Annotated in this window: 29 protein-coding genes; 15 read left to right on the forward strand and 14 right to left on the reverse strand. The window is 67.0% G+C overall.

Annotated elements, in window-relative coordinates:
- The first annotated feature begins 108 nt into the window (after positions 1 to 108).
- The 4 genes from ACTIF2_RS02845 (at position 109) to ACTIF2_RS02860 (ending at position 3,625) form a co-directional block, all read left to right on the forward strand.
- Positions 109 to 1,251 carry an AI-2E family transporter gene (locus ACTIF2_RS02845; protein WP_439495501.1) on the forward strand — a complete coding sequence of 381 codons (1,143 nt, stop codon included), beginning with the start codon at positions 109 to 111 and terminating at the stop codon, positions 1,249 to 1,251.
- Positions 1,252 to 1,351: 100 nt separating this feature from the next.
- Complete coding sequence (locus tag ACTIF2_RS02850; RefSeq protein WP_439495502.1) at positions 1,352 to 1,714, forward strand: glycine zipper domain-containing protein; 363 nt, start codon at positions 1,352 to 1,354, stop codon at positions 1,712 to 1,714.
- Positions 1,715 to 1,718: 4 nt separating this feature from the next.
- Entirely contained in the window at positions 1,719 to 2,144 is a 426-nt protein-coding gene (locus ACTIF2_RS02855; protein WP_439495503.1) for a hypothetical protein, read from the forward strand.
- A gap of 110 nt (positions 2,145 to 2,254) precedes the next feature.
- Positions 2,255 to 3,625 carry a sensor histidine kinase gene (locus tag ACTIF2_RS02860; protein ID WP_439495504.1) on the forward strand — a complete coding sequence of 457 codons (1,371 nt, stop codon included), beginning with the start codon at positions 2,255 to 2,257 and terminating at the stop codon, positions 3,623 to 3,625.
- A gap of 48 nt (positions 3,626 to 3,673) precedes the next feature.
- Here the strand turns inward: ACTIF2_RS02860 and ACTIF2_RS02865 are convergent, their stop codons facing one another.
- Both ACTIF2_RS02865 and ACTIF2_RS02870 read right to left on the reverse strand, forming a co-directional pair.
- The gene (locus tag ACTIF2_RS02865; protein WP_439495505.1) at positions 3,674 to 4,033 is read right to left on the reverse strand and encodes a response regulator; all 360 of its coding nucleotides are present in this window, start codon (positions 4,031 to 4,033) and stop codon (positions 3,674 to 3,676) included.
- A gap of 199 nt (positions 4,034 to 4,232) precedes the next feature.
- Positions 4,233 to 4,736, reverse strand: coding sequence for a DUF992 domain-containing protein (locus tag ACTIF2_RS02870; protein ID WP_439495506.1), 504 nt, complete (start codon positions 4,734 to 4,736; stop codon positions 4,233 to 4,235).
- On the opposite strand from ACTIF2_RS02870, the gene ACTIF2_RS02875 reads away from it, so the two are divergent.
- The gene (locus tag ACTIF2_RS02875; protein WP_439495507.1) at positions 4,728 to 5,111 is read left to right on the forward strand and encodes a hypothetical protein; all 384 of its coding nucleotides are present in this window, start codon (positions 4,728 to 4,730) and stop codon (positions 5,109 to 5,111) included. The genes ACTIF2_RS02870 and ACTIF2_RS02875 overlap by 9 nt on opposite strands.
- 28 nt (positions 5,112 to 5,139) lie before the next feature.
- Here ACTIF2_RS02875 and ACTIF2_RS02880 read toward each other — a convergent pair whose 3' ends face one another.
- Entirely contained in the window at positions 5,140 to 6,018 is an 879-nt protein-coding gene (locus tag ACTIF2_RS02880; RefSeq protein WP_439495508.1) for an extensin-like domain-containing protein, read from the reverse strand.
- Positions 6,019 to 6,254: 236 nt separating this feature from the next.
- Here ACTIF2_RS02880 and ACTIF2_RS02885 point away from each other — a divergent pair, with 236 nt between their 5' ends.
- Positions 6,255 to 6,422, forward strand: coding sequence for a DUF1328 domain-containing protein (locus ACTIF2_RS02885; RefSeq protein ID WP_439495509.1), 168 nt, complete (start codon positions 6,255 to 6,257; stop codon positions 6,420 to 6,422).
- 98 nt (positions 6,423 to 6,520) lie between these two features.
- Here ACTIF2_RS02885 and ACTIF2_RS02890 read toward each other — a convergent pair whose 3' ends face one another.
- Positions 6,521 to 7,315 carry a response regulator gene (locus ACTIF2_RS02890; protein ID WP_439495510.1) on the reverse strand — a complete coding sequence of 265 codons (795 nt, stop codon included), beginning with the start codon at positions 7,313 to 7,315 and terminating at the stop codon, positions 6,521 to 6,523.
- A gap of 226 nt (positions 7,316 to 7,541) precedes the next feature.
- Between ACTIF2_RS02890 and ACTIF2_RS02895 the strand changes: the two genes are divergently transcribed.
- From ACTIF2_RS02895 to ACTIF2_RS02905, 3 genes are read left to right on the forward strand one after another with little or no spacing between them, the layout of a single operon-like run.
- Positions 7,542 to 7,769: a NepR family anti-sigma factor gene (locus tag ACTIF2_RS02895; protein ID WP_439495511.1), complete on the forward strand. Its 228-nt coding sequence runs from the start codon at positions 7,542 to 7,544 to the stop codon at positions 7,767 to 7,769.
- Positions 7,747 to 8,316 carry a sigma-70 family RNA polymerase sigma factor gene (locus ACTIF2_RS02900; protein ID WP_439495512.1) on the forward strand — a complete coding sequence of 190 codons (570 nt, stop codon included), beginning with the start codon at positions 7,747 to 7,749 and terminating at the stop codon, positions 8,314 to 8,316. Before ACTIF2_RS02895 ends, ACTIF2_RS02900 begins: the two co-directional genes overlap by 23 nt.
- On the forward strand, positions 8,316 to 9,959 hold the full coding sequence (locus ACTIF2_RS02905; protein ID WP_439495513.1) for a histidine kinase dimerization/phosphoacceptor domain -containing protein: 1,644 nt from the start codon (positions 8,316 to 8,318) through the stop codon (positions 9,957 to 9,959). The genes ACTIF2_RS02900 and ACTIF2_RS02905 overlap by 1 nt, the downstream gene beginning before the upstream one ends.
- 9 nt (positions 9,960 to 9,968) lie before the next feature.
- Here ACTIF2_RS02905 and ACTIF2_RS02910 read toward each other — a convergent pair whose 3' ends face one another.
- From ACTIF2_RS02910 to ACTIF2_RS02920, 3 genes are all read right to left on the reverse strand, one after another.
- On the reverse strand, positions 9,969 to 10,844 hold the full coding sequence (locus ACTIF2_RS02910; protein WP_439495514.1) for a transglutaminase family protein: 876 nt from the start codon (positions 10,842 to 10,844) through the stop codon (positions 9,969 to 9,971).
- A gap of 152 nt (positions 10,845 to 10,996) precedes the next feature.
- The gene (locus ACTIF2_RS02915) at positions 10,997 to 11,269 is read right to left on the reverse strand and encodes a hypothetical protein (RefSeq protein ID WP_439495515.1); all 273 of its coding nucleotides are present in this window, start codon (positions 11,267 to 11,269) and stop codon (positions 10,997 to 10,999) included.
- Between the two features lie 257 nt (positions 11,270 to 11,526).
- On the reverse strand, positions 11,527 to 13,335 hold the full coding sequence (locus ACTIF2_RS02920; protein WP_439495516.1) for an ABC transporter ATP-binding protein/permease: 1,809 nt from the start codon (positions 13,333 to 13,335) through the stop codon (positions 11,527 to 11,529).
- A gap of 192 nt (positions 13,336 to 13,527) precedes the next feature.
- On the opposite strand from ACTIF2_RS02920, the gene ACTIF2_RS02925 reads away from it, so the two are divergent.
- The 6 genes from ACTIF2_RS02925 (at position 13,528) to ACTIF2_RS02950 (ending at position 19,957) form a co-directional block, all read left to right on the forward strand.
- The gene (locus ACTIF2_RS02925; RefSeq protein WP_439495517.1) at positions 13,528 to 14,292 is read left to right on the forward strand and encodes a Crp/Fnr family transcriptional regulator; all 765 of its coding nucleotides are present in this window, start codon (positions 13,528 to 13,530) and stop codon (positions 14,290 to 14,292) included.
- A gap of 122 nt (positions 14,293 to 14,414) precedes the next feature.
- Complete coding sequence (locus tag ACTIF2_RS02930; protein ID WP_439495518.1) at positions 14,415 to 15,203, forward strand: class I SAM-dependent methyltransferase; 789 nt, start codon at positions 14,415 to 14,417, stop codon at positions 15,201 to 15,203.
- Between the two features lie 153 nt (positions 15,204 to 15,356).
- Positions 15,357 to 15,926: an NADPH-dependent FMN reductase gene (locus ACTIF2_RS02935; protein WP_439495519.1), complete on the forward strand. Its 570-nt coding sequence runs from the start codon at positions 15,357 to 15,359 to the stop codon at positions 15,924 to 15,926.
- 158 nt (positions 15,927 to 16,084) lie between these two features.
- Positions 16,085 to 17,290: a diguanylate cyclase gene (locus ACTIF2_RS02940; protein WP_439495520.1), complete on the forward strand. Its 1,206-nt coding sequence runs from the start codon at positions 16,085 to 16,087 to the stop codon at positions 17,288 to 17,290.
- Positions 17,291 to 17,431: 141 nt separating this feature from the next.
- Positions 17,432 to 18,394 carry a glutaminase gene (locus ACTIF2_RS02945; protein WP_439495521.1) on the forward strand — a complete coding sequence of 321 codons (963 nt, stop codon included), beginning with the start codon at positions 17,432 to 17,434 and terminating at the stop codon, positions 18,392 to 18,394.
- 366 nt (positions 18,395 to 18,760) lie between these two features.
- Positions 18,761 to 19,957: a CaiB/BaiF CoA transferase family protein gene (locus ACTIF2_RS02950; protein ID WP_439495522.1), complete on the forward strand. Its 1,197-nt coding sequence runs from the start codon at positions 18,761 to 18,763 to the stop codon at positions 19,955 to 19,957.
- 108 nt (positions 19,958 to 20,065) lie between these two features.
- Here ACTIF2_RS02950 and ACTIF2_RS02955 read toward each other — a convergent pair whose 3' ends face one another.
- From ACTIF2_RS02955 to ACTIF2_RS02985, 7 genes are all read right to left on the reverse strand, one after another.
- Positions 20,066 to 20,869, reverse strand: a complete 804-nt coding sequence (locus tag ACTIF2_RS02955) for an enoyl-CoA hydratase (protein WP_439495523.1) — start codon at positions 20,867 to 20,869, stop codon at positions 20,066 to 20,068.
- Between the two features lie 41 nt (positions 20,870 to 20,910).
- On the reverse strand, positions 20,911 to 21,975 hold the full coding sequence (locus ACTIF2_RS02960) for an ABC transporter ATP-binding protein (RefSeq protein ID WP_439495524.1): 1,065 nt from the start codon (positions 21,973 to 21,975) through the stop codon (positions 20,911 to 20,913).
- Positions 21,972 to 23,726: an ABC transporter permease gene (locus ACTIF2_RS02965; RefSeq protein ID WP_439495525.1), complete on the reverse strand. Its 1,755-nt coding sequence runs from the start codon at positions 23,724 to 23,726 to the stop codon at positions 21,972 to 21,974. The genes ACTIF2_RS02960 and ACTIF2_RS02965 overlap by 4 nt, the downstream gene beginning before the upstream one ends.
- A gap of 108 nt (positions 23,727 to 23,834) precedes the next feature.
- On the reverse strand, positions 23,835 to 24,866 hold the full coding sequence (locus tag ACTIF2_RS02970; RefSeq protein WP_439495526.1) for an extracellular solute-binding protein: 1,032 nt from the start codon (positions 24,864 to 24,866) through the stop codon (positions 23,835 to 23,837).
- A gap of 41 nt (positions 24,867 to 24,907) precedes the next feature.
- Positions 24,908 to 25,663, reverse strand: a complete 756-nt coding sequence (locus ACTIF2_RS02975; protein ID WP_439495527.1) for an SDR family oxidoreductase — start codon at positions 25,661 to 25,663, stop codon at positions 24,908 to 24,910.
- On the reverse strand, positions 25,660 to 26,112 hold the full coding sequence (locus ACTIF2_RS02980) for a MaoC/PaaZ C-terminal domain-containing protein (protein ID WP_439495528.1): 453 nt from the start codon (positions 26,110 to 26,112) through the stop codon (positions 25,660 to 25,662). The genes ACTIF2_RS02975 and ACTIF2_RS02980 overlap by 4 nt, the downstream gene beginning before the upstream one ends.
- On the reverse strand, positions 26,109 to 26,266 hold a 158-nt coding region (locus ACTIF2_RS02985; RefSeq protein ID WP_439495604.1), incomplete at its 5' end, for a Zn-ribbon domain-containing OB-fold protein. The genes ACTIF2_RS02985 and ACTIF2_RS02980, both read right to left, overlap by 4 nt.

A 26,266-nucleotide genomic window follows, 5' to 3' on the forward strand; every position in this document is an offset into this window, starting at 1 on the left:
CAGGTTGGATCAATCTGATCGGCGCGTGATCCAGCGGGAACTTAGCCGTCGCACTGACGTTATCGGTCCGTCGCGCCGGGGGCGCATGACGTGCGTGGACCCTAAGATATGCTCAAGACATCGGCCTGGACGCCCTTTCCGCGCTATATGGCGGAGCCGGATGTCGTGGAAGACGACAGCGAGGTCACGGCCTATGAGCATGACCTCATCCTCCGCTACGCCATCATCGGCATCTTCGTCATCCTGGCGACCACCGCGCTCTCGCTGACCAAGGTCATCGCCCTGCCGATCACGGCGGGAATCATCCTCGGCCTCGTGCTCGGCCCGGTCGTGGACTGGCTGGCGCGGCACGGCGTGCCGCAGGCCCTTGGGGCCGCGCTCGTGGTCTTCCTCGGCGTCTTCGTGCTGATCGGCGCGGTCACGGTGCTCGCCGTGCCGATCGCCGCCTGGAGCGACCAGCTGCCCGCCATGCTGGCCGCGCTCAAGAGCAAGCTCGTCGGCGTCTTCGCCTTCATGGACGAGTTCAAGAAGGCGGCAGCCGGCCTTTCCGGGAAGGAGGGCGTCGAGCTCAACGTCTCGCAGGGCAACCCGCTCGTCGACATCGCGATGTCGTCCTCGACGGCGGCGGGCGGCCTGCTGATCTTCGTCGCCACGGTCTATTTCTGGCTGGCGACGCGCCGGCATTTCAAGGCGCGGGTGCTGAGGCTCTGCCTCGGCCACGGCGCGCGCCGCTCGGCCGGTACGTTCTTCGAGGAGATCGAGACCCGCGTCGCACGCTATTTCGGCCTCGTCACGCTGATCAATCTCGGGATGGGCCTGCTCACGACGGCGATCGCCTGGCTGGCGGGCCTGCCCTTCCCGGTGTTCTGGGGGGCGCTCGCCTTCCTGCTGAACTACCTGGCCTTCATCGGGCCGATCATCGTCGCGGTGATGCTGTTCGCCGGCGCGCTGCTGGACGCACCCTCGCTCATCGTCGCGCTCTGGCCGGCCGCGGCCTATTACATGCTCCATCTCGTGGAGGGCAACGCGATCACGCCGGTCTTCGTCGGCCGCCGGCTGACGATCTCGCCCTTCCTGGTCTTCATCGCCTTCATCTTCTGGCTTTGGCTCTGGGGCCCGGTCGGCGCGGTGCTCTCGACACCGATCGTGCTGGTCGCCATGGTGGCGCAGGAGGAGTTCGCGCGGTATCGCAAGGCGCAGCTCGAGGAGGCCGAGCAGGCGCCCGCCGAGCCGGCCCCGCAAGCCGCCTGATCCGGAGCCTCGCGGAACCTGCGCGACAATGGCGCGTTGCCAAGTCAACGCGTCGAATTCTCGACGGGGCACGGTTTTCCACGCATAGGGAACGACAGACATGGCAAGGACCGCCACTTCCGCGAAGCGTCAGGCCGCTTCCGCCGTCAAACGCGCCAAGGACGACGTCACGGCTGGCGCCGAGGATGTCGCCAAGCGCGCCGCGAGCACCGGCCGCCGCGTCAAGCGCGACGCGGAAGCGGTCGAGGACAGCCTCTCGCGCAGCGCCGAGGAATTCGCCACGCGGGTCAGCGGCAAGCTCAAGGCCGTCGGGGTCGATACCGACAAGATGGTCGGCGTCGCCAAGGAACAGGCCACAGACCTGCAACGGCTGATCATCGAGGAAATCCAGGAACGGCCGCTGCGCGCGCTCGGGCTGGCGGCGGCTGTCGGCCTGTTCGTCGGCTTCCTGTCGGCACGCTGACGCCATGCTCGGGGGGCTGGGAGCGTTTCTCGCGTCGGAAATCAACGGCGTCGTCAAACGCAATCTCATCGTCTACGGCCTGTATGGCCTGTCGGCTCTGCTGATCGTCTGCGCGGCGGGCTATGCGCTCAACGCGCTGCACACGATGCTGGTGCTGCGCTTCGGCGGGGTCGAAGCCAGCCTGATGGTCGCGGGCGGGCTCATCATCGCCGCCCTGCTGGTCTTCGCGCTCGCCGCCCTCATCAAGAGCCGCCGCCGGCCGCCGCGCCCCCTGGCGACGACCGCGCTGGCCGCGGCGCCGATCGCGGCCAAACTGATGGGCTCGCGGATGAGCTGGCGGACGGCGCTGGTCGGCGGCATCGTGGTGCTCGGCGCCGTGCTGGGGCGGCAGCTCTTCAAGGGCGGGGACGATGGCGAGGACGAGGCCTGAGCGGGCCTCGTTTCCGCATGGAGAGAAGAGCCGCGACGCGTGGCGCGGCCGTAGACGCGCTGTGTCTTTTTACATAGGCCTTAGGGATTCGGTCGGTTATCACCGAGCCCATGTCAGCCCAAGCAAGGCCACGCAACCTGTCCTATCTGCCTCAATTGCCGGCCCTCGCCGCTCGGCTGCGCTCCGCGACCACGACCATCGTGGCGATCAGCGTCGTCGGCGTCGCGGTGGTCCTGGCCGCCTGGATCAACGCGCAGGCGATCGACACCTCCAAGCAGATGGCGCATTCGATCGAGGTTCGCGAACGGGCGGAGCGGCTGCTCGGCCATATCCGCGATGCCGAGACGGGTCAGCGCGGCTACCTCCTCACCGGCACCGAGGCCTATCTGGCGCCCTTCACCAGCGGGCGCGCCGCCGCCGAGCCGGAACTGGCGGCACTGACGGAGCTCGTCGGGGACGACAAGCTCCAGGCTCAGCGCGTCGCAGCGGCGCGGGCCCAGCTGGTCCGGAAATTCGAGGAGCTCGACACCAGCGTGGCGCTTGCCCGCGCCGGCAAGCAGGCTGATGCCCTCGCCCAGATTCGCGACGGGTTCGGCATCGCCGCCATGGACGAGTTGCGCAGCACGGTCCAGCAAATCCAGCTGGCGGAAAACATCCGGCTGATCGAGCTCAACCGCCGCGAGGAACGCCGGCGCCTCTGGGCCAGCATCGGGATCGTCGTGGCGCTGGCAGGCCTGGCTTTCGTGGCCTGGCTGCAGGTGCGGACACGCCAGCGTCGCTCGGCCGCGCTCGCGATGAGCAATGCCGAACTGGAGCAGATCGTGGGCGAGCGCACGCAGCAGCTCGAAGGCGAGCGGCTGCGCATCGAGGCATTGCTGCGCGACGTCAACCACCGCGTCGGCAACAACCTGGCGATGGTGTCGGCGCTGCTCAACGTCCAGAGCCGGCAGACACGCGAGCCGGCGGTCAAGGCCGCTCTCTCCCAGGCGCAATCGCGCATCCAGGCGATCGCCGCCGGCCAGCGGCGCCTGCGCCTCGACATCGAGACCGACGAGATCGACGCCCGCCCCTATATGGAGGATCTGCTGGCCGAGATCGGCAAGGCGGCCGAAGGCCGCCCGATCACCATCGACCTCGACATGGATGCGATCCGCCTGCCAGGACGCGACGCGGTCTCCTTCGTGGTGATCGTCAACGAGCTCGTCACCAACGCGATCAAGCACGCTTTCCCGGGCGAGATGGCCGGCAAGATCGTCATTCGCTTCAGCACCGCGGAGGATAGCGAAGAATCGGCGCTCATCCTTCGCGTCGAGGATGACGGGATCGGCATGGCGAACGAAGGCGAAGCGAAGGGGCTGGGCCAAACCGTCATCGCGAGCCTGCTGCGCAGCATGCGCGCGACCATGGAGGTCACGGCGCTTTCCCCCGGGGCCGAACGACCCGGAACGCGCGTGACCCTGGCCTTTCCCAAAAGGGTCTGATCCGGAGGGATCGAACGGGCAAAGGCCCACCGCCGGCAAGGCGTGAGGTCAGTGCACCTTCAGCGCACCCGAGACGAAATTCGCGATCTCGCGGGTCGAGAACGGCTTGCGCAGGAAACGGACGTCCCTGAGCGCCGTCGGCACGTCTCCGGGCGAGGCGCCCGAGACGAAGGCGATCGGCGTGCCCTTGCGCAGCAGGCTCACCGCGACATCGAAGGTCTTGCCACCGACCACGTCGATGTCGAGCAGGGCGCAGGACAGCGACGACCTGATGGCACGCCGCGCCTCCTCGACGGAGCCGACGATGATCAGCTCGGCGTCCTCGCCGAGCTTCTCGAGCACCGCATATTCGATGTCCATGGCAATGAACGGATCGTCTTCGACTATCAGGATGCGGATCTCACTCATGAATCCGGCGTCCTTTCCCAAACTTGAACTCGTAATGTCATTCATGGCGTTGCTGGAGAACGTCAGGGACATGCCGATGTTCCGATCCGCGCTCCGTCCGAGGACCAGAAAGCGTCAAATTAAACTAAACTTGCTACAGGAAGGTTATCGAACAGTAACCAGCATCACGCGACCCGGCGCGACGCAGTGTCCGGCCCGTTCATCGACGCCGGCGCGGCGACACCAGCGAAAGCTCGAAGCCCGTCACGCCGACCGCGACATTGAAGCCGCGCCTGCCCTGCAAGGACAGAGGCTGCAGCGTTACGCCGTTGTCGGCGCCGCCGACGAGGAGGTTGCCCGAGCCTCCAGCCCCCACCGCCGCTCCGGCCGCGGCGCCCGCATAGCTGCCCGAGAGTGCGCCGAGCGGCGCACGGGCATAGGGACCGTAGACGCGCCAGACCATCGTGCTGCGCTTGATCGTGCCGACGTCGAGGCCGAAATTGCGGACGACGCCGGTATAGCGCTGGACTGGCCCGCGCCGCGGCGTGAACCGGCACTCCATCGGCCGCTTCGAGGTCACGACCAGGCCGAGTCCAGGCCCGACATGGCAGCTGAGCCGGCCGGCCGGGGCTCCGCTCTGGGCACTCGCGGTCGTGGAAAGGAGACTCAAGGCGGCTGCGCAAAGGCCGGTCGCGACGAAAACCTTGGCGAGCCGATGGATCATAACGAATCTCCTCACAAGATGGTTACCCGAAACGCCGCAATCGCTCCACAGTTCCGGACCATCCTGGAACTTCGGCAGTTGTACCGCGTTATCGCTCCGCCCACTGGACGGAAACGTTTGATGTTCACTCTCATTCGCGCCCCGCTGCAAGCGAGGTTGTTTCCGCCGATCGAACGGCCGGACCAGCTTCCGCCGTTCTGGGAGCTCGAGGATCTGATCGCGGCGGGTCTCGACCGCAGCGCGGCGCTGGATATTTTGGCGCTGCGCCGCGAGCGGGCCGAATGCTGCCGGCTTGTGCCGTCACGACCCGGCTCCGCCGAGCCATCATCCTGCGACCCCGTCGAGCAGTCGGAAATCTCCGGCATCATCGTCTGATCCTCAACCGCGCGACACCAGTCGCCCGTCACTGGCAGAAGCGCGTCGAGGCCGAGCGCCGCGCCTGAATGTCGACATGAAGATGGTTGGCGTGCGCGGCATCCGAGCCCGGACCGAGGCTCGTCGCAAAAGCACCGCAGGCCGAGTGCCGAACCGCCTGGAGGAACCGGGTCTGGACCAATCCCTCGGGCTTCTCCACCATGACTTTGATTCCGCCAGCCCGTTCGCCGCCGGCCGCGAAGGCAAAGATGTCCAATGCCCGCCCGGTCGCATGCTCGCTGAGCGGGCCGGCGGTCGAGCGGTTGCGGCGGCGGCATTCATGCCCGCCGCCGACGCGCAAGCTGGTCAGATCCTTCCCGAGATGTCCGCGCGCCAGCGGCTGCAGGCTGTCGTCGAGCCATTGCGCCAGGGTGGTCGCCAGGGCGCAACTGACCGTCACGGGCGGCTCGAAGGCGATCGAGCCCGGCCCCTCCGCATTGCGCACGGCAAGCGCTTCCACCGTGACCGGGTCGGCGACCTGGCAGGCCGGGTCTGATGGCGGGCGCTGCTTGCCGTCCGGCTGACGGACCCGATTGCCGGGAACCGCCAGCAAGGCGCGCAAGCAGGCGTTCCTGCCGTCAGGCGCAGGCTCTGATGATGGCTGCGGCTCCGCAGGTTTCGCGGCCTGCGGTGTTGCGGCCGGCGCGGCCGGCGGCAGCGGCTTGGGGAGATCGGGCGGGCGCGCCGGCGGCGTCCTGGCAGATGCGGGAACTTCGGCAGGTGCGGGGGCTTTGGCAGGCATTTGGGCTTTGTTAGTCTCGGGGACTTCCTCGCGCCGCGACGGCGCGGCCTCGGCCATGCCTGCGATCAGGATCAGACCCAGCACAGCAATCGACCGGAGCCAGCGCGGCCTTCCGTTACCGCCCATGACGCTCGCCCGGGCCGGGTTCGCGCGCGACGACACGCGCTCTGGCCAGTGTGGCGGGACGCGCGGGCGTCGGCACTGCGGTCGGGTCCTGAGTCATGCCAGCGGCAACGCCCCGCCTGTGCGGTTGTTCCCTCTCCCGGCTGCTCGCTCCCGGCTGCTCGGCCCGCGCGCAAAAAGGGAACTTTCGGGGCCTCGAGACGGTTTCTTCAGGGCGACACGAGCCTTGAGGACATGCGATGACCGGCTGGGCAATGACCTTCCTGATCATCGCGCTCGTGGCCGCTACCATGGCCTTCGGCGGCGTGCCAGGAACGGCGACTGCGATCGCGCATGGTATCTTCGTCGCGGCGCTGGTCGCCTCGGCCATTGCAGGCGTGATCGGGACGATGCGGAAACGGCGCTGAATACGCCCCCGTCCGGCAAGGCTGCACATTTTCACCCAGCTACAGCAGAAAGGCCCGACGGAACGCCGGGCCTGCACCGTCTGCGACGCCGGATGGCTTCAGGCGGCCTTGCGGCCGGCCCGCCGATCGAAGAACAGCGCCTGGCTGATCGCCGCCTTCACGGCTTCGGGCTGGAAGGGCTTGGTGATCAGGAAGGCCGGTTCCGGCCTGTCGCCGGTCAGCAGCCGTTCCGGATAGGCCGTGATGAAGATCACCGGCACGTCGATCGAGCCGAGGATCTCGTTCACGGCATCGAGGCCGGAGCTGCCATCGGCGAGCTGGATATCGGCAAGCACCAGTCCCGGCCGCTTCTTCGCGACCAGCGCGATCGCCTCGCGATGCGTCCGGGCGACACCCGTCACCGTATGCCCGAGCTCCTCGACCATGGTCTCGATGTCGAGCGCGATGATCGGCTCATCCTCGATGATCAGCACGTCGGTCGCGACCTGATCGGCGATCTCCTGCCCGGCGAGTTGCACGAGGCTCGCGGCCTCGGCCGCGGAGATCTCCATGATCGCCGCGACATCCTCGATCGAGAAGCCCTCGACCGTCCGCAGCAGGAAGGCCTGGCGCGGACGCGGCGTCAGGGCGTCGAGATTGCGCTCCGCCGCGGAGCGCTCGATGCCGGCCGATGACGGCTGGGTGTTGAGGCCCACCGAGGACCAGAGTTTCAGAAAGATCCGATAGACGCCGATGCGGGCATGGACATCGCGCGGAAAGGCGCTCGGATCGACTACCAGCGCCTCGAGCATTTCCACGACATAAGCGTCCCCGCTCGCCTGCGTCCCGTTCAGGGCCCGCGCGAAGCGGCGCAAATAGGGCAAATGCGGCGCAATTTCCTTCGCAATCGACATTGATGCGTCCTCTTCAAACTCCGCAAAAATGAGCACCGACAGCGTGTTTCTGACAAGCAATTTATTTTGCATGTCGATGGGAACTTTTTCGCCAGAGGCCTGTTATTAGGTCGGAAAAGTGTCGACGTTGCGATCCGGAGCGATCCAGGTTTCGCAGGGCCGATCGGAATTGACATTGGGCGGGACCGGCCGGAAAGGCGGACCGGCCCGCGGGCACGAGGGCATGATGAGCGGTATGAATGTGGAGATGTCGGGACCGGGCGAAAGCGACGAGGCGGAATTCGACGCGATCATGGACCCGAAGGTCCAGGAATCGATCGGGCGCTCGCTGAAGGCGCATTATGACGACCTGATCAACGCCCCCGTCCCCGATAAATTCCTGGTCCTGCTGGCGCAGCTGGAGGCCAAGGAAAGTCGTTCTGCCGCCGGGGATGCAAGCGATGAGCGCCCCTGAGTTCAAGGACGGCCTGATCAAGGAAATCCCGAACCTGCGTGCCTTCGCGGCCTCGCTGTCGGGGTCGATGCAGCTTGCCGACGATCTGGTGCAGGACACTCTGCTCAAGGCATGGGGCAATTCCGAGAAATTCGAGCCCGGCACGAGCCTGCGCGCCTGGCTCTTCACGATCCTGCGCAACACCTATTACTCGCTCTACCGCAAACGCGGCCGCGAGGTGCAGGATAGCGAAGGCACCTATGCCGAACGGATGGCCGTGCACGGCAACCAGGAAAGCCATCTCGATCTCGCCGATTTCCGCCGCGCGCTGGCCAAGCTTCCCGAGGAGCAGCGCGAGGTGCTGATCATGGTTGGCGCCACCGGGCTCTCCTACGAGGAGACCGCCGAGATCTGCGGCGTCGCGATCGGCACGATCAAGAGCCGTGTCAACCGGGCACGCAGCAAGCTCGCCGAGCTGTTGTCGATCAAGGGGCTGGACGATCTCGGCCCCGACCGGCAAAGCGCGGCCGCCGTTCAAAGGACCGGTCCCGAAATCGTCCGGCTCTGATGCGCCTGGCGCGGTTCAAGACCGTCCGGGGTCGGCTGCTGGCCCTGCTGATTGCCATTGCCCTCCCGATAGCCTGCCTGACGGCGATCGCCGCGATCACCACCTACCGGACGGTGATCGCGTCGATCCAGACCTTCCAGGTCCGCACGGCCGATGATTTCGCCGTGCGGACGCGCGTCTGGTATCGCGGCGCCCTGCGGTCGCTGCTGACGGCAGGGGTCGGCATCCATGCCGAGGGCGGTGCCTGCAATGACGCAGCACGCGAAACGCTGGAGCGGGTCAACGGCTATCGCGCCATCCATCTCGTCATGCAGAACGGCTCGGTCTGCTCCGCCTCGCTCGATCCGGGCCTGACGCGGGACGCGCTTGCCGCCACGGTCGCGAGCCTCTCGGCCAAGCCGGCCGTGCGCATCTGGGGCGGGAGCGAGGTGGCGCCCGCACGCTATGACGACCTCACGCTGGCCGACCGGCGCTATCTCGCGGTCTTCATCCATAGCGACGACCCGGCCCATCCGATCCGGGAGGCGCTGCTGCTCGCGGACCCGGACCTGCTCAACAACGTCTTCGATCTCGGCGAGAGCGAGGAGAACCTGTCCGTCGCGCTGATCCATCGCGGCAGCGGCGTCGTCACCAGCCGGGGCGTCAACGAAGGCGACGAATCCTGGCTTCCGGCGCAAGAGATCGTGCCCGCGCTCAAGGAACGATGGGAAGCTCCGAGCCGTGCCGGCGGGACCCGCGCCTATGCGGCGCGCATGGTCGCCGAGCCGGATCTCTATGTCATCGCCAGCTTCGACGACGGGGCCGCCCGGGCGGCCCGGACGCAGTTCCTCGCGCTGCTGCTGACCCCGCTCCTGACGCTCGCTTTGCTCTGCTTCGTCTATCTGCGCGCCATCGACCGGCACTGCGTGCGCTGGCTGCGCGGCATCGAGGCCGCCGCCCGGGCCCTGGCGACGCTGTCGAGCGCCCGCGCGGCGGTCGCCGACGACATGCCGGCCGATATCCGCAGCGTCGCGGAAGCCTTCAACACGATGGTCGAGGAGGAGGAGGTCAGGCAGCGCAAGCTCTCGAGCGCGCTCGACGACAACCGTTTCCTCGTGCGCGAGCTGCATCACCGCGTGAAGAACAGCCTGCAGGTCGTCCAGAGCTATATCGGGCTGACGAAGCGCGACTACCGCGGCGAGGCCAGGCTCGCCTTGGCCGATGCCGAATGCCGCGTCCATGTGCTGTCGGCCGCCTACCGCTTCACCCTTGCCGATGGCGAAATGCAGCCGGTGCGCGTCGACCTCTTCCTCGACGATGTCGTGACGATGATGTCCAACCTGATCCGCCGGCGCGACCAGTGGATCGTGAGCCGGGTCGAGACGATGTCGGTGCTCTCCGTCGACCGCATCATCCCGCTCGGCTTCCTGATCGTCGATGTCGTCGGGCGGGCCTTGCGCGACACGCCCGGCGCCACCGTGACCCTGGCGGTGAGCGACATCGACGAGGAGACCATCGATCTCGCGATCGAGGCCGATCGCGAGATCGTCCATCGCGCGCCGCCCAAGCTCTTCGCCGGACTGGTGACGCAGGTCGCGGCGATCGAGGTCTCGGCTCCCGAGGGGCGCTCGCTCGGCGCCTGGCGTGTCGTGCATCGCGGCTGAGCCGGCGGCTCAGCCGGGCGCGTCGACCGGCTCGATGCTGACGCCGACGCTCAGCCCGAGGAAGGATCCCGTCAGGCCGGTATAGCTGCCCGAGACCGGCGACGCGTCTTCCGGAACCCGCGCGACCGCGACCCGCAGGAGCTGGCGGTCAGCTACCAGGTCGTTGGTCGGATCGAATTCGACCCAGCCGTCGCCGGGAATGAAGACATCGGTCCAGGCATGGGTGAGGCCGACCGGCGAGGCGAGACTGCCGGCCTCGGGCGCATCGTGGATATAGCCGGTGACGAAGCGGGCGGCGAAGCCCATGCGGCGCGCCAGCTCGATGAACAGCCAGGCATAGTCCCGGCACGAGCCGCTGCCCTGCCCGATCGTGTCGGCCGGATGCTGGGTGCCCTCGTCATAGCGCAGCGTATAGGTCAGCCCCGAGCTGATCGCGTGGGCGAGATCGCGCAGGAGATGGCCCGAGCCGGAACCGGTCCGTGCGCGGAAATCCGCGAGCCACTGATCGAGCACGCCATCCGGATCGGCGGCGGCCAGCGTCAGATAGGGCTGCAGCACGGCGTTTTCGGCGGCGCTGTAGGCGACGCCCGTCATGCCTGCATTGGGATCGATCGGCGCGCGTGGCAAGGCCGGGCCGAACCGCTGGACGACGAGCTCGCTGACGATGTCGAGCGTATCGGCCTCGGCGTCGAAATTCGCGATCGCGACCGAGTTGCCATAGGCGTCGTGCATCCAGCGCAGCTGCGCGGCCGGCGTGATGCTGAGCGCCGTCTCGACCACCCGCAGATCGAAGCTGTCGCGCGGCCGGAGCATCAGGCGATGCGGGCCGAACCTAACCGGCTGAGCGTAGCGATAGGTCGTGGCGTGTCGAATGCGAAGATACATCGGGTTCTTCTCGGTGGCCGCGGCGGGTCGACCAGGCGCGAGAGCAAAAACAAGCCGCCTTGCGGCGGCTTTTCGAGTGGTGCGCGAGGGGAACGCCGTATCGGAACGACAGTCGCGCGGAAAGGTTCCAACGTCCCTGAAAATATCTTTCCTCAGCGTAGAACGCTGGTACCGGCGAGGCGGGCCTCCTGCGAAGTGGCGATCGCGCGCTTGGTGCGATCGGCGACCTTCTGGCCGGGATCGACCGCCGCGAAACGATTCTCGGCAGGCAGATTGTCGCGCAGCTTGGCCTGAGCCACAGCCGTCGAGCTCTGATCATTGGCTGCCTGGAGACCGGCGCCGAAAGTCAGCGTGGCCACCACCACGCCCATGAACCCGAAAAAGGTGAAGGCGCGTTTGATGGGGGCAAAGCTGTCGTTCAACATCTGTCTCTCCCTACGCCGCGACCGATCGACATCGACCGGCTTCCGCAGGAGGAAACGCCAGATGGTGCATTCGGTTCCCTAGAGCCGGATGCTTTCAGATGGAATCGCGGAGCGATCCCATCTGAAAGCTGAATCCGTCTCTCACCAATGAGTTAGAGCAGGATGCGAAAAACCGGTTCCCACTTTTTCGCATCCTGCTCTAAGCGACCCCGGCAGGCGTCCCCGCCCGGTGCTCACGAAACCGCGATCCCGACCCGTCAGACAGCCTCGTCCTCATTGTCGGCCCGGCGGCTGCGGAAGAGCCGCCATAGCGATTTACCCAGGCGGCGCGACGACATATGCGCGCCGGCGAGGCGCTTCTCCAGGGTGATCTTGCGATCGTGGAAATCCTCGAGTCCGGTCCGGTGGCCGACGCTGACCACCGTGGCATGGGCGAGTTCGGCATCGAGCAGGCCCAGCAGCGAATTCTGGCTGTCCTCGTCGAGCGCCGAGGTCGCCTCATCCATGATGATGATGTCGGGCCGCTGCAGCAGCAGCCGCACGAAGGCGACGCGCTGCCTTTCGCCGCCCGACAAGGTGCGGTCCCATTTGTCCGCCTCGTCGAGCCGCCTGGCGAGATAGGCGAGGCCGCAACGCTTCATGGCGGTCATGATCGCTTCGTCCGGCACCGGCATGTCGGCCTGCGGATAAAGCAGGACGACCCGCAGCGTGCCGATCGGCAGATAGGGCTTCTGCGGAACGAAGGCGATGGTCTTGCCGCGCGGCACGCGGATCGAACCCGAGCCCCAGGGCCAGAGCCCCGCCAGAGCCCGGATCAGCGTGCTCTTGCCGGTGCCGCTCTCGCCGACGATCAGGACCTTTTCGCCGACCCGGATCGTCACCGAGGCATCGGTGATCACGGCGCGTCCGTTGCTGTGGGCAAGCGAGAGGTTCTCGATATGTATGGCGCCGTCCTCGCTCTCCCCGAAAGCGATCCGGGTCTCGCCCTCCATGATCACGCCGATATCGAGCGCCTCGAGCTCCTCGGCGAGCTCGTCGACGCGGCTGACCGAGGCGAACCATTCGGCCAGCCTGACGACATTGTCGACGAACCAGATCAGCGCGGCCTGCACTGCGCTGAAGGCGGCGATCACCTGCATGACGGCACCGAGCGTGACCTCGCCGGAGAGGTATTTCGGCGCGATCAGCAGCAGCGGCACCACTGGAAACAGCGCGCCATTGGTGTTGAGCACCAGCGCGACCACGCCCTGCTGGCGAATGACTCGCAGCCAGGCAGCGACGACCCGGCCATAACCCTCGCCTACCGAGGCGCGCTCGTCGGTATCGCCCCTGATCAGGGCGATGCTTTCGGCATTCTCGCGCAGGCGGGTCATCTCGGCCCGGAAGCGCGCCTCCATCTCGTTCTTGGCGGCGATGCGCGCCACCAGGGGCCGCCCGGCGACATAGGCGGCCGTGGATGCGACGGCGGCATAGAGGATGGCGGCGAGCGCCATGTAGCTCGGGACCACGATTTCCGTGCCGGCGAGCGTGAAGCGGGCCGACCCCGCGACATGCCACAGGATGGCGGCGAAGGTGGCGGCGGTGACAATCGCGCTGATCAGGCCGATCGCGAACTCGACGAGCGGCTCGATTGCGAGACGCACATCGTCGGCGATGCGGTATTCGGGGGCGGTCTGCTCCCTGGCGATGAAACCCAGCCGATAGTAGCGCTGATCGGCGATCCACCAGCCGGCAAGCCTCCGGGTCAGGTATTCGCGCCAGCGCGTCTGAAGCAGCATGCGGGTGATCACCAGCGCCGACAAGGACAGCGCCGAGGCCGCCACGAGAACCGGCAGCCACGCCACGATACCCCAGACCGCGCCGATATCGCGCTTTTCCAGCGCATCGAAGAAGAGCCGGTTCCAGGTATTGACGGCGACCGCGGTGGCGAGCTGGGCCGCGACGAAGGCGAGGACGATGACCGTCAGCCCCCAGGCGCGCAGGCGCGTCTCGCCACGCCAGAACCGCAGCGACAGGCGGAAGAACTGGCGCATCCGTGAACGTTTTGGCGGCCCTGTCTGATCCATGGTGTTGCGCTCCGCGCGGCGCCACCCCGCAACGGCCGCGGCAGCTCAGGCAGCCCGACATGCCGCGAGGCCACAGCGCTGGAACGTTGGCGACAGGCCGCGAGTTCCGCCGCCTGCACGGCGCCCGCCGCGCCGCATCACGCGAGTGATTTGACATTGAGTCGGGTGCCTGTCCCCGCGCATAATGACGGCATGAAGATCTTGAACGGCAATGCCAGCCCGACGCGCCTCGCAGTGCCCTGCCTGGCCTGTCCGCTACGGCTCAAACCGGCCTTCAAGGACAAGACCGACGATGAGATCCGCTTCATCCAGTCGCTGAAGACCGACAACCGCTCGCTGCCGGCGGGCGCGGAGATCATCCATCCGGGCCAGGAGGATGCCGAGCTCTACACATTGTTTTCAGGCTGGGCCTTCCGCTACAAGTCGCTGCCGGACGGACGCCGCCAGATCCTCAACTTCCTGCTGCCGGGAGACCTTGTCGGGCTGCAGGCCTCGCTGCTCAGCGCCGCCCAGCACGGCATCGAGGCGCTGACCGACGTCAGCCTCTGCGTCTTCCCGCGCAAGCGGGTCTGGGATCTCTTCGTGCAGATGCCCTCGCTCGCCTACGAGATCGCCTGGCTCGGCTCGCGGGAAGAGAGCTTGATCGACGAGAACCTGACCTCCGTCGGCCAGCGCAACGCCGGCGAGCGCATCGCGGCGCTGGTGATCACGCTCTATCGCCGGGCCGAGGCGCTCGATCTGGTCAGCGACAACAGTTTCCAGTTTCCGCTGTCGCAACAGCATCTCGCCGACGCGCTCGGCCTGTCGCTGGTCCATACCAGCAAGACCTGGTCGCGCTTGCGGCGGGCCGGGCTTTTCGCGCTGGCTGGCGGGCGGCTGACCTTGCTGAATCCACGACTGACCGCACGCACGGCCCAGGTTTTCGAGCGGGAACTCCAGCCTCGGCCGTTGATCTGACGGTGGATAGCGGCTACGCCGCGCTCTTGACCCGATCTTCTTGACGGGTAACGTCATTTCGGCTTGCAGAGCACTCGCCTCGCTCGATCGGCTTCAGCAAGTGGCGGCGAGACCGAGGTTCCATGGCGCGTTCCACCATCCGAGATCCCCGCGGCTCGCTCGCCGCCCGCCTTGGCCAATCCAGCGTGGCCGCGCGCATCGAAGGTGAAATGCGCGTGACCGCGGCGGAATTGGCCGACAGCGTCGCCGAGGCCCGGCTCAAGGTCGCGGCCGTGCGCTACAAGGTCGAGGACGAGGTCCGCAGCACCGCCGACAAGCTGATGTCGCGGGTCAGCGACGCCAAGGCGAAATTCGGCGACGACGCCCGTTTCCTGAAATCCTGGATCGACGACCCGCTGCGCACCGGTTCGGTGACGCCTTCGAGCCCGTTCCTGGCCCGGCGCATGGCCTCCTTCGTCGACCCCGACCAGCCCGGCCCGGTGATCGAGATCGGACCCGGCACCGGCCCGGTCACCGAAGCGCTGATCGAACGCGGCATCGACGAGGCGCGGCTGATCCTCGTCGAATACAGCCCCGAGTTCTGCAAGCTGCTGCGCGAGCGCTTCCCGCGCGCGACCATCATCGAGGGCGACGCCTATGCGCTCTCGACCACGCTGGCCGGCCATCTGCCGGAAAAGGCGACCGCGATCGTGTCCAGCCTGCCGCTCTTCACCAGACCGCCCGCGGTGCGCAGCGCCCTGGTCAAGGACGCCTTCACGCTGGTGGTGCCGGGCGCGCCCTTCATCCAGTTCACCTATTCCGTGGTCTCGCCGGTGCCGCGCAAGGGCTCGGGCCTCAAGGCCTTCGTATCGGACTGGGTCCTGCGGAACATCCCGCCGGCGCGCGTCTGGGTCTATCGCCGCGCCACCTGAGCGAAAGCCGCCCCCCGGCATCCCGCTCCCGCCCGACATCCCGTTCATTGCATCGACGCCATCCCTGTCTGGCGGAGACGCCGTTTGATGGCCCGAGCGCAAAACCCTAACTGTGGGGACGAGGTTTTTCGCCAGCGGTTTTGAGAGGTTCCGATGCCAGCACCCAAGATTCTCGTCTTCTCCGGCTCCTGGCGCGAAGGCTCGCTCAACACCAAGCTCGCGACGCTGGCGGCGAAGAGGCTGCGAGCCGCCGGCGCCGAGGTGAAACAGATCTCGCTCGGCGATTTTCCATTGCCGCTCGTCGACGCGACCGGGTTCGGCAACGCGCCCCAGGTCGCCCACGAGCTGCGGGCCCTGATCGACGCGCATGACGGGCTCTATATCGCCAGCCCCGAATACAATGCGGGCTATGCCCCGGCGCTGAAGAACGCGCTCGACTGGGCCTCGACCGCCAAGCCCGGCGCGCCGGCGACGGGCCTTGCCGGAAAGGTCGTCGCGCTCGGCGGCGCCTCGACCGGCGCGCTCGGCGCCTATCGCGGGCTGACGCAGCTGCGGACCTCGCTCGAACTCGGCTTCGGCGCGCTCCTGGTGCCCGAAATGGTCGCGGTGAGCCTGGCCGACAAGGTTTTCGACGATGCCGGCGACCTGACCGATGCGCGCAGCAGCGGCTTCCTCGATGCGCAGGTGGCCCGGCTGATCAAGCTCGCCGGCGCGGATGCCTGAGCCGCGCGCGACCACGCGACGCAGCCCGATCCCTTCAAAATCTCAGGACGCCCCAACCGAATCGTAACGCCTCGGTCCTATGAGCGGCTCACGGAGCAGGCTGGCTCAAAGGCTGCAGCTCCTGGACGGGACGTCATGGCCGGGAGTTTCAGCAGGGCATGAAGGGCGGGGCATCGAGCTTCAGTCTGCCGAACTGGCGTCTCACGCGCTGGCTGACCGATGCCGGCCCGGATGTGCCGGCGGAGATCAGGGTCGCCCTGATCGGAAGCCTCTATGGCACCTTGCCGATCTTCGCGGGCGGCGTGATCAACACCATGGCGGTGTCGTTCCTGATCGCGCTGCGGATCCCGACGCTGCCCTTCATCCTCTGGTGCGCCTTCGAGGTCGTGTGCTGCCTGACGCGGCTCTTCGTGTTGCTGCAGGCGCAACGCCGTGCCAAAGCGGGGCTGCCGACGCCGACGGATCTGTACATCCTGCTCGGCGTGGCCTGGGCGGCCGGCGTCGGATACGGCACCTTCATCAGCCTGACCAGCGGCGACTGGGTCGTCGCGACACTGGCCTGCCTGTCGGCGGCGGCCATGGTCGGCGGCATCTGCTTCCGCAATTTCGGCGCGCCGCGGCTCGCCGGCCTGATGATCTTCCTGACGCTCGGCGCCTGCTGCTTCGCCGCGCCCTTCCTCGGCGAGCCGATCATGCTGATCGTGTTCATGCAGATCCCGTTCTACCTGTTCAGCATGAGCCGGGCCGCCTACACGCTCAACGCCATGCTGGTCTCGACGATGCGGGCCGAGCGTGAGAACGAGTTCCAGGCCAGGCACGACATGCTGACCGGCCTGTCGAACCGCTCCGGCCTGATGAAGGCGCTGGACAGCCATTTCGCGCGCGAGACCGGCGGCCGCAGGCTCGCGCTGATCTATCTCGATCTCGACGGGTTCAAGGCCGTGAATGACGGCTATGGCCATATGGCCGGGGACCGGCTGCTGCAGCTCGTCGCCGAGCGCCTGCGCGGCATGGTCCGCGCCGGCGATTTCGCGGCCCGGATCGGCGGCGACGAGTTCATCGTGCTGTCGGAACAGACCGAGGCGGCGCAGCTTCTCGGCTTCGGCGAGCGCCTGATCCGCGAGATCTCGCGGCCCTACGATCTCGACAACCGCAACGCCGTCACGGTCGGGGCCTCGATCGGGATCGCGCTCGCGCCCGAGCACGGCACCGAGATGATGAGCCTGCTGGCCGCGGCCGACAAGGCGCTCTACCGGGCGAAGTCGAAGGGCAAGTCGCGCTGCATCATCGCCTCGCCTGAGGATATCGGCCGCGCCTTCCCCGTACCGCCTTCGTCGCCCGACCCGGTTCGGCAACTGCACTGAGCCGTCACGGCCTGCCGGGGCCCGGCCCGACATTGCGGGAACATGGCGGATCGGAGGCGTGCACCCCCTGCGGATGGCTCGATGCTTGACCGCCTCGCCGCGCTCGGGCTTTGTGCCGCGCCGGGAGAGCGGAGAGCGGCCGTGGCAGATATCGCGACGATCGTCCGCGACGTGGCGGACGAGATGGCGGCCCTGACCGATCGGGGCGAGGTCGCGACCTATATTCCGCCGCTCGCCCATGTCGACCCGCGGCAATTCGGGCTCTGCATCGTCACGGCCGACGGCGCCGTCCACATGGCCGGCGAGGCCGAGGAGCCGTTCTCGATCCAGAGCGTCTCGAAGGTGTTCGCGCTGACCCAGGCGCTCGGCAAGGTCGGCGACACGCTCTGGCGCCGGGTCGGGCGCGAGCCTTCGGGCACGCCGTTCAACTCGATCGTGCAGCTCGAGCGCGAGCAGGGCATCCCGCGCAATCCGTTCATCAATGCCGGGGCGCTCGTGGTCAGCGACGTCAATCTCGCCGGCCACGAGCCACGCGTCGCGATCGGCGAATTGCTGCGCTTCATCCGCTATCTGGCCGAGGACGACACGATCCTGATCGACGAGATCGTCGCCCGGGCCGAGCAGGAGACGGGTTTCCGCAACATCGCGCTCGCCAATTACATGAAGGCGTTCGGCAACCTGACGCATTCGCCGCCGCTGACGCTCGGCGTCTATTTCCACCAATGCGCCATCGCGATGAGCTGCCGCCAGCTCGCCATGGCCGGGCGCTACCTGATGCTCGGCGGCCTGCACTCACCGGGCGGGCCGCGCGTGGTCTCGGCGCAGCGCGCGCGGCGCATCAATGCGCTGATGCTGACCTGCGGCCATTACGACGCCTCGGGCGATTTCGCCTTCCGCGTCGGCCTGCCCGGGAAATCCGGCGTCGGCGGCGGCATCCTGGCGATCGCGCCGGGCCGAGCCTCGATCGCGGTCTGGTCGCCGGGCCTGAACGAGAACGGCAATTCCAAACTTGGCACAGCGGCACTGGAGCGCATCGCGGAAGCCACCGGCTGGTCCGTGTTCAGCCAGGCCGAGCAGGGACTTTCCCGACCCGCCTCTTCGTAACGGCTTAATGTCCGGAGCGAGAACGCGAAGCCGGCGGGATAGCGACACCTGCCCATGCGATTGACGGATGTCGACGCGCCATCAGCTTTTTTCGCAGCAATTGGTTCCCATGATGCACAGATGCGGGAGCGGGGCGGACTCAACGCAATCCGGCGTGCGAGCGCACGGCTTTGGTGGCAGCCGGCGCGCTGCGGACCATGCTTTCGCGAAAACCAAGACACACGAAAAGCGGCATTCGCAAACCGGTGCATTGAACGCACTTCATGCGCCTGAATTTGCTGATTGTCCGGACTCCGGCATTTCGAGACAGTCGCCCCTGGTCGGGCTAATGCTGCGGCCGACCTGACTTCAGGAGTTCTCGAGATCATGAGCGCAGACGCCGCTTCGCCCGGTCCGCTATCCGGCATTCGCGTGATCGACGCGACGCATATGCTGGCCGGCCCCTACTGCACCTGGCTGCTGGGCGCACTCGGGGCCGACGTGATCAAGGTCGAGCGGCGCGGCGCTGGCGACTTCACCCGGATCATCGCGCCGTTCCGGGACCAGAAGAGCATCTATTTCATGAGCGTAAACCGCAACAAGCGCTCTCTCACGCTCGATCTCAAGAGCCCGCGCGGCAAGGCGATCTTTGCCAGGCTCCTCAAGGGGGCCGACGTCTTCGTCGAGAACAACCGCGCCGGGGTGATGGACCGGCTCGGCTTCGGCTACGGCGCCGCCGCCGAGCTCAACCCCCGTCTCGTCTATGCCTCCATCTCAGGCTTCGGCCAGACCGGTCCCTACCGCAACAAGCCGTCCTTCGACGCGATCGCGCAGGCCTTGTCCGGGATGATGAGCATCACCGGCGAGGAGACCGGGGCGCCGGCGCGCGTCGGGGCATCCATCGGCGACATCGCCTCAAGCCTGTTCGCGACGATCGGCGTCCTTTCGGCCCTGCAGCAGCGGACCCGAACCGGAAGGGGGACCTTCATCGACGTCGCCATGCTGGACTGCCAGCTTGCACTGATGGAGAACGCCGTCGCCCGCTATCTCAATGCGGGAGAGGTGCCGCGCCGACTCGGCAGCCGTCATCCGCTGATCGCCCCCTTTCAGGCCTTCCAGACCGCGGACGAACCGATCGCGGTCTGCGTCGACACGAACGAGCAGTGGGAGCGACTATGCGGGGCGCTCGCACGGCTGGACCTGCTGTCCGATGCCCGCTTCCCCGACGGCTCGGCGCGTGCGGCCAACCATGCCGAGCTCGAGCCGATCCTGGCCGAAATATTCCGAAGCCGTGGCCGCGCGGCGTGGCTCGACGCGCTCGATGAAGCCGACGTACCGGCCAGCGCGATCAACTCCGTGCCGGAAGCGCTTGCGGACCCGCAGGTGGTCTCCCGCGGGATGGTCACCGAGATTCCCGCCGGCTCCGGTCATCGTTTCGTCGGCGTTCCCATCCAGATGCCGGCGACGCCTCTGCCGGAGGAGAAGGCACCGCCCGAGCTTGGCGAGCACACCGATGCGATCCTGCGCGATCTCGGCTTCTCTCAGCCGGAGATCGAAGCATTGCGGGCCGAGGCCGTGATCTGAGCCGGGGCAGCCATCGCCAAATGCTAGAGCCGGATCCGATCAGGTTGACTCAACCTGATCGGTGAATCCGCCTCTAAACTATCATTAGAGTACGCGCCGATGTCGCCTTCAGCAGCCCTGCCATTGCGGCTCGCGCTTCGCAAGGAAAGCCGAGATCGCCTCCTGCATGTCCTGCGAGCTGTAGCAGGCCGACAGGAGATCATCGTCGGCATCGGCAGGCACGCCGTGATTGCGCAGCCGCAGGAACGCCTGGCGGGTCGCCCACAGCGTCAGCGGGGCGAGCCTCGTCAGGGACTCGGCGACCTCCAGGGCCTTGCTCTCGATCTCGTCATCGGCAGCGACCGCGCGGATCGCGTTGGTCGCCAAGAGCTCGTCGGCCCCCAGCAGCCTGGCGCTGAAGAACATCTCCTTCGCCGCCGCCGAGCCCAGCATCGCCACCATGCGGGCATAGTTCATCAGGCTGAGACAGTTGCCGACGGTCCGGGCGATCGGAAAGCCGAAGCGCAGGGATGGTGCGGCGATGCGCACGTCGCAGGCCGAGGCCAGAAGCGCCCCTTGCCCGACGCAGGCTCCCGCCATGGCCGCGACGGTCGGAACACGCAGCGATTCGATCGCGACGATCACCTCTTCGGCCTCCCGCTCGATCGCGATCGCCTCGTCGGGATCGGTGGCCTTGGCGAGCGCTCCCATATCGGCGCCGGCCATGAAGGCCGGCTTGTCGCCGCGCGCGCCGGTGAAGATCACCGCCTTCACGCTGCGGTCCGCGGCGATCTCGCGAATGGCCTCGGCCAGCGCCTCTTCCATCGCTGACGACATCGCATTGCGGACCTGCGGCCGGTTGAAGATCAGCCAGGCGACCGCGCCTGTCTGTTTCCTGAGGAGCGAGGGTGCAACGTTATCCTTCGGCGTCATTGGCTTGATCCGATTCTCAGAGAAAGGTTCCGCGCGCGAACTTATTCGGGCGCGGACAGGAGCTGGCAGTGCTCGGCAGGCAACTCGGCCGACACCCGCTCTCCTGGCAAAGGACGAAGATCGGGAGAGACGAATGCCCGCAGGGTGCCGCCTTCATCGAGTTCGATCAGGACGTCGCGATACTCGCCGAGATAGGCGCAGCGCCTGACGATGCCGTTCAGCCGGTTGTCCGCCACAGCCGGCTCGCCGAGCCGGACGCGAGATGGGCGGATACACAGGGTCGCGGCCTGGCCCTGCGCCAGACCGCTGCGATCCTGGCCGAACAGGCGTGTCCCTCCGACGCGCAGCATGCCTGCCGCCTCCTTGATGCCGGTAATCTCGTTGTTGCTGCCGATGAAGGAGGCGACGAAGGTGTTGGCGGGCTGCTCGAAGATCTCCTCGGGCGAGCCGAGCTGCTGCACCACGCCGCCTCTCATCACGGCGACCCGGTCGGCGGTCACCAGCGCCTCGCCCTGATCATGCGTGACATAGACCGTGGTGATGCCGAGCTCGTCGTGAACGCGCCGGATCTCGAAGCGCATTTCCTCTCGCAAGTGCGCATCGAGGTTCGACAGCGGCTCGTCGAGCAGGAGGATGTTCGGCTCGACGGCCAGTGCTCGAGCCAGCGCGACGCGCTGCTGCTGGCCGCCGGACAGCTCGAACGGATAGCGGTCCCGCAGAGCCCCGAGGCGCACCGTATCGAGCGCCTTGGTCAGCCGTGCCTCCAGCTCCGCCTTGCCGAGCTTGCGCAGCTTCAGGCCGAAGGCGACGTTCTCGGCAACCGTCTTGTGCGGCCAGATGGCATAGTTCTGGAAGACCAGCGAGATTCCGCGGTGCTCGGGCGGGATGACTTTTCGCGGGCTGGACAACAGTTGCTCACCTGCCCAGATCTCGCCCTCGCTCGGCGTGTCGAAACCCGCAAGCAGCTGCAGCGTCGTCGACTTGCCGCAGCCGGAAGGGCCCAGCAGCGCCAGAAGCGCTCCGTCCGGGATAACGAGGTCACAGGATTTCAGGGCCTGGTAGGCGCCGTAGGATTTGGAGAGCTGCCGGATCTTGATATCGCTCATGCTGCTGCTCCGAGGCTTGCCGCGTTGCGTCTGCGGCGAGCGGCGCCTTCCGTCACGAATCGCGCCAGCAGCACGATCAGCAAGGTCCCGGCGAGAAGCAGCGCGCTCGCAGCGCACACGGCTTCATAGTTGCCGCCGTCCTTGTAGTTGTAGATCAGCGTCGTCATCACATTGGTCTTGGGTGAGACGAGGAAGATCGCGACCGAGAGCTCGCGCATGATCGGGATGAAGACGAGGAGCCACCCAGCCGCGAGCCCGCCGCGCATCAGCGGTATCGTGATCGTTGCCAGGGTGCGGGCTTCGCTGGCGCCGACGCTGCGGGCGGCCCGCTCCAGCTCCGGACCGATCCCTTTCAGGATCGAACCGGCCTGCGCGTAGGCGATCGGCACGAAGGTCGCCACGAAGGCCGCGATGACGATGGCGCCGGTCCCATAGAAGTTCAGCGGCGGGCGCGCATAGGCCGAGAAGAAGCCGACCGAGAGCACGATGCCGGGGATGACGATCGGGATCGCCACCAATGCAGCCAGCAGGCTCGCGCCGCGCAGCAGGCGCCGCTCGACGATATAGGCGACGAGGATGCCGAGCAGCATGCAGAAGCTCGCCGCCACCCCTGCATAGAGCAACGAATTGACGATTGCCCGCTGCGTTTCGGCGTTCTCGGTGATGGCCCAGCGATACCAGTGAAAGGTCAGGTTGCCGGGAACGGGGCCGAGCCCCCAGGCCTTGCTGAGCGACACGAGGATGATGACGACATAGGGCAGGAGCACCGCGGCGACCGGCACGATCAGCGCGAAGAGCAGTGCGGGCAGCCGCCAGCTTTTCAGTCTGATCAGGCGCCCGGCGCGCCCCTTGCCACCGACGGTGACGAACTGCCGGCGTCCCAGGATTCTGCGCCTGGCGTAGAAGAGGCCGCCGGTGATGACGATCAGCGGCATGCAATAGGCGGCCGACAGGAACAGCGCCGGCGGGAAGAGCTGATAGAACTCGGCGAGCTTCGTCGTGACCACCAGCGTGCCGCTCGGGGTCAGGAGGAAGGCCGGCACCCCGAACAGGGTCATGCCCTGGATGAAGGACAGGATGAAGCTGACGAGGACCGCCGGCATCACCAGCGGAATCGTCACCGAGATCATGGTGCGCACCACGCCGGAGCCCAGCGTCGTCGCGGCGTCTTCGAGCTCGACCGCCATTTCGTCGAGGGCGCTCGACACCATGGTGAAGGTGTAGGGCACCGTGTAGATCGCGCAGACAAAGATCGTCCCGGCCATCGTATAGATGTTCAGGAGCGGACCTTGCGCGCCGGTCAGCGCGCGCCAGCCGACGTTGAGCCAGCCCGAATTCGGCGCGGCAAGCAGAATCCAGCCGAGCGCGCCGATGAAGGACGGCGTGACGAACGCCGCCAGCGTCAGGACCCGGATCAGGCCGCGGCCGGGCAGATCGGTCCGCGATACCAGCCAGGCGAGCGGGACGCCGAGCAGGGTCGAGAGAACGGCGACCGCCGTTGCCAGCAGCAGGGAATTGAGGAGGGGCTTGAGCAGCGCGACGGAGGCGAAGATCTGCCGGTAGTTGCCGAGGCTCCACAGGCCCGTGTCGTCGTCATGGAAGCTGTTGTAGACGATCCAGCCCAGCGGCTGAACGATCAGGAGTGTCAGCGTCAGCAGCAGCGCGGCCAGGACGAACCAGCGCAACGCACGATGGCGCAGATGTCCGGCAAGCGCTGTGCCGGCCGACGGCGTCGGAGATGATAGGGCCATGAATGCTCTTCGCGGGCGTGGATCGGCTGGCATGCGGGTCGGCGCGGGGAGCCACCGCTTACGCTGGCCTCGCGGGAGGCCAGCGCGGTCGGGGCAGCCTGCTGACCGTCAGACCACGATCTCCTTCCACTTGGCGATGCCCTCGGCCGTCTCGGCGGCCAGATTCTCCCCGGGATTGCGATACCATTTGATCGACTGCAGCGTGCGCCCCTCGGCCCAGGGCACATCCGTGCGCAGCGTCGGCCAGAAATTCTTCGACAGGATCTGCGAGGTCTCCGGCGCATAGAGGAAATCGGTGAAGAGCTTGGCTGCGTTCAGGTGCGGCGCCTTGGCCGGGATGGCGGTCAGGCCGAGATTCAGGATCGCGTCGTCTTCCGGCACGGTGACGTCGATCGGGTTACCCGCCAGCTTCTGCGCCAGCGAGTAGCTGAAGGGCGCGCCTGAGCCGACCTGCCGCTCGCCGGACAGGATGTCGGTGACGGTATCGACATTCGACTGCCCGACCTTGGGCTTCTGCTTGGCCAAGGCTCTGAGATAGGCATCGCCATATTTCTTGCGGATGGCGACGACCCAACTTGCCACGTCCCCGGAGAAGGCCGGGCTGCCGGTCGTGATCTTGCCGCCCCAGGGCTCATCCAGCAGCGCCTGCCAGGATTTCGGCGGCGCGCTCACCTTCGACGACTGGTTGATCGTCGTCAGGCTGATGGCGCCGACATGATAGGTGTTGTCAGCGTCGAGGCCGCGGAAAGCCTCCGGTACCATCTCGATGCTGGCGGGCTTGTAGGGCTGGATCGCGCCGATCTTCTTCAGGTCGAGATAGTGCAGGAGATTGGTCGTCCCCAGCGAGTCGCACTGGACGGCGTTGTTCTGAATCTCGAGACGCAGGCGCGTATACACGGTCTGGGAGGCTTGGCGGAGCAGATTGACCTCGATACCCGGATACTTTGCCTTGAACGCGTCGCGGATCTCCTCGATCGTCTTCTGCTCGTAGGAACCCCAGTAGAGGTTGAGAGCCCCTTCCTTCTTCGCTGCGGCATAGAGAGGATCGTCGGCCGCCCGGCTCGGAACGATCCCGAGCGCGGCCGCCGCCAGGCCCGATGTGCCGCCCAGCAGCACGTGCCTTCTGTTCAATGTCGTCATTGACTGCTTCCCCTGCTTGTTTTTTGAATCTGAGGCCTTGGTCAGTAATCGCCCGTCGTCGCACCTCCATCGACGACGATCACCTGCCCGGTGACATAGCTCGCATCGTCCGATGCCAGGAAGGCGGCGACGGACGCGATTTCGGAAGGGCGCGCCATGCGCCCCAACGGCATCTTGGCGATCCAGCTCTCCCGCAGCGCCTGCGGTACGTCCTTGAGAATCGGCGTCTCGACGATGCCCGGAGCGATTGCGTTCGCGAGAATGCCGCGCTTGGCGCCTTCCAGCGCCACGGTGTGGGTCAGCCCGACGATGCCGGCCTTGGCCGATGAATAATTCGCCTGGCCGAAGGAGCCGAATATGGCGGTGGAGGCTGTATTGATGATCCGCCCCCAGCCCTTGCTTCCGATCAGGGCGAAGGCCGTCTGGCAGCCGAGCCAGGTACCGCGCAGGCTGACATTGACGACCTGGTCCCATTCGCGGTCGGTCATCTTCGGCAGCGAGCGGTCGCGCACCACGCCGGCGACGTTCGCCATGATGTCGACCCCGGCGAAGCCGGCCGGCAGCGAGGCGACGGCGGCATCCCAGCTCTCGCGGCTGGCGACATCGAGCGCGACCGCGTGGGCTGCACAGCCCTGGGCGACCAGCCGCTCGGCGCAGGCGACCGCCTGGTCGAGCACGAGATCGGCAATGACGACGCGTGCGCCCTCGGCGGCGAAGCGCTCGCAGATCGCCGAGCCGATCCCGCCCGCGCCGCCGGTGACGAATGCGGTGTGGCCTTCGAGGCGATGGCTGCTCATGCATGGCCCTCCCGGTCGGCGGGGCCGACAAGAAGGACGTCTTCGCCCTCCTGCACGGTCTCGCCGCGCTGGTTCCTGAGCGTCATGGCGACCTTGACGACGCCGTAGCCGGGCTTCGACCGGCTCGGCCGCGCCTCGCGAACCGAGGCCTCGTAATGCACCGTGTCGCCCGCGAAGATCGGAGCGACGAAACGGCGCTGGGTTTCGAGAAAGGCCTGGATGGCCCAGTCGTCGATGGCCGAGCGCAGGCCCGTGCTGATCGCGTGGCCGAGCATGCCATGGGCGATGCGCTTGCCATAGGCGCTGTCCGCCATGAACTGCGCATCCATGTGCAGCGGGTTGAAGTCGCCGGTCAGGCCGGCGAACAGCACGATATGCGTCTCGGTGACCGTCACCCGGGCGGAGGTGACGGACCGGCCGACCTCGATCTCGGCGAAGGGAACGCTCATCGTTCGCCTCCCGCTGGCCGGAACAAGGGCAGCGCGATGCTGTCGGAGTGTTCCTCGAACACGACCTCGACGGGCATGCCGATATGCACCTCGGCTTCGTCGACACCGGCCAGGCGGGACAGCAGCAGGACGCCTTCCTCGAGCTGGACGAGCG

The sequence above is a fragment of the Allobosea sp. genome, assembly GCF_051860145.1.
GTDB lineage: Bacteria > Pseudomonadota > Alphaproteobacteria > Rhizobiales > Beijerinckiaceae > Allobosea.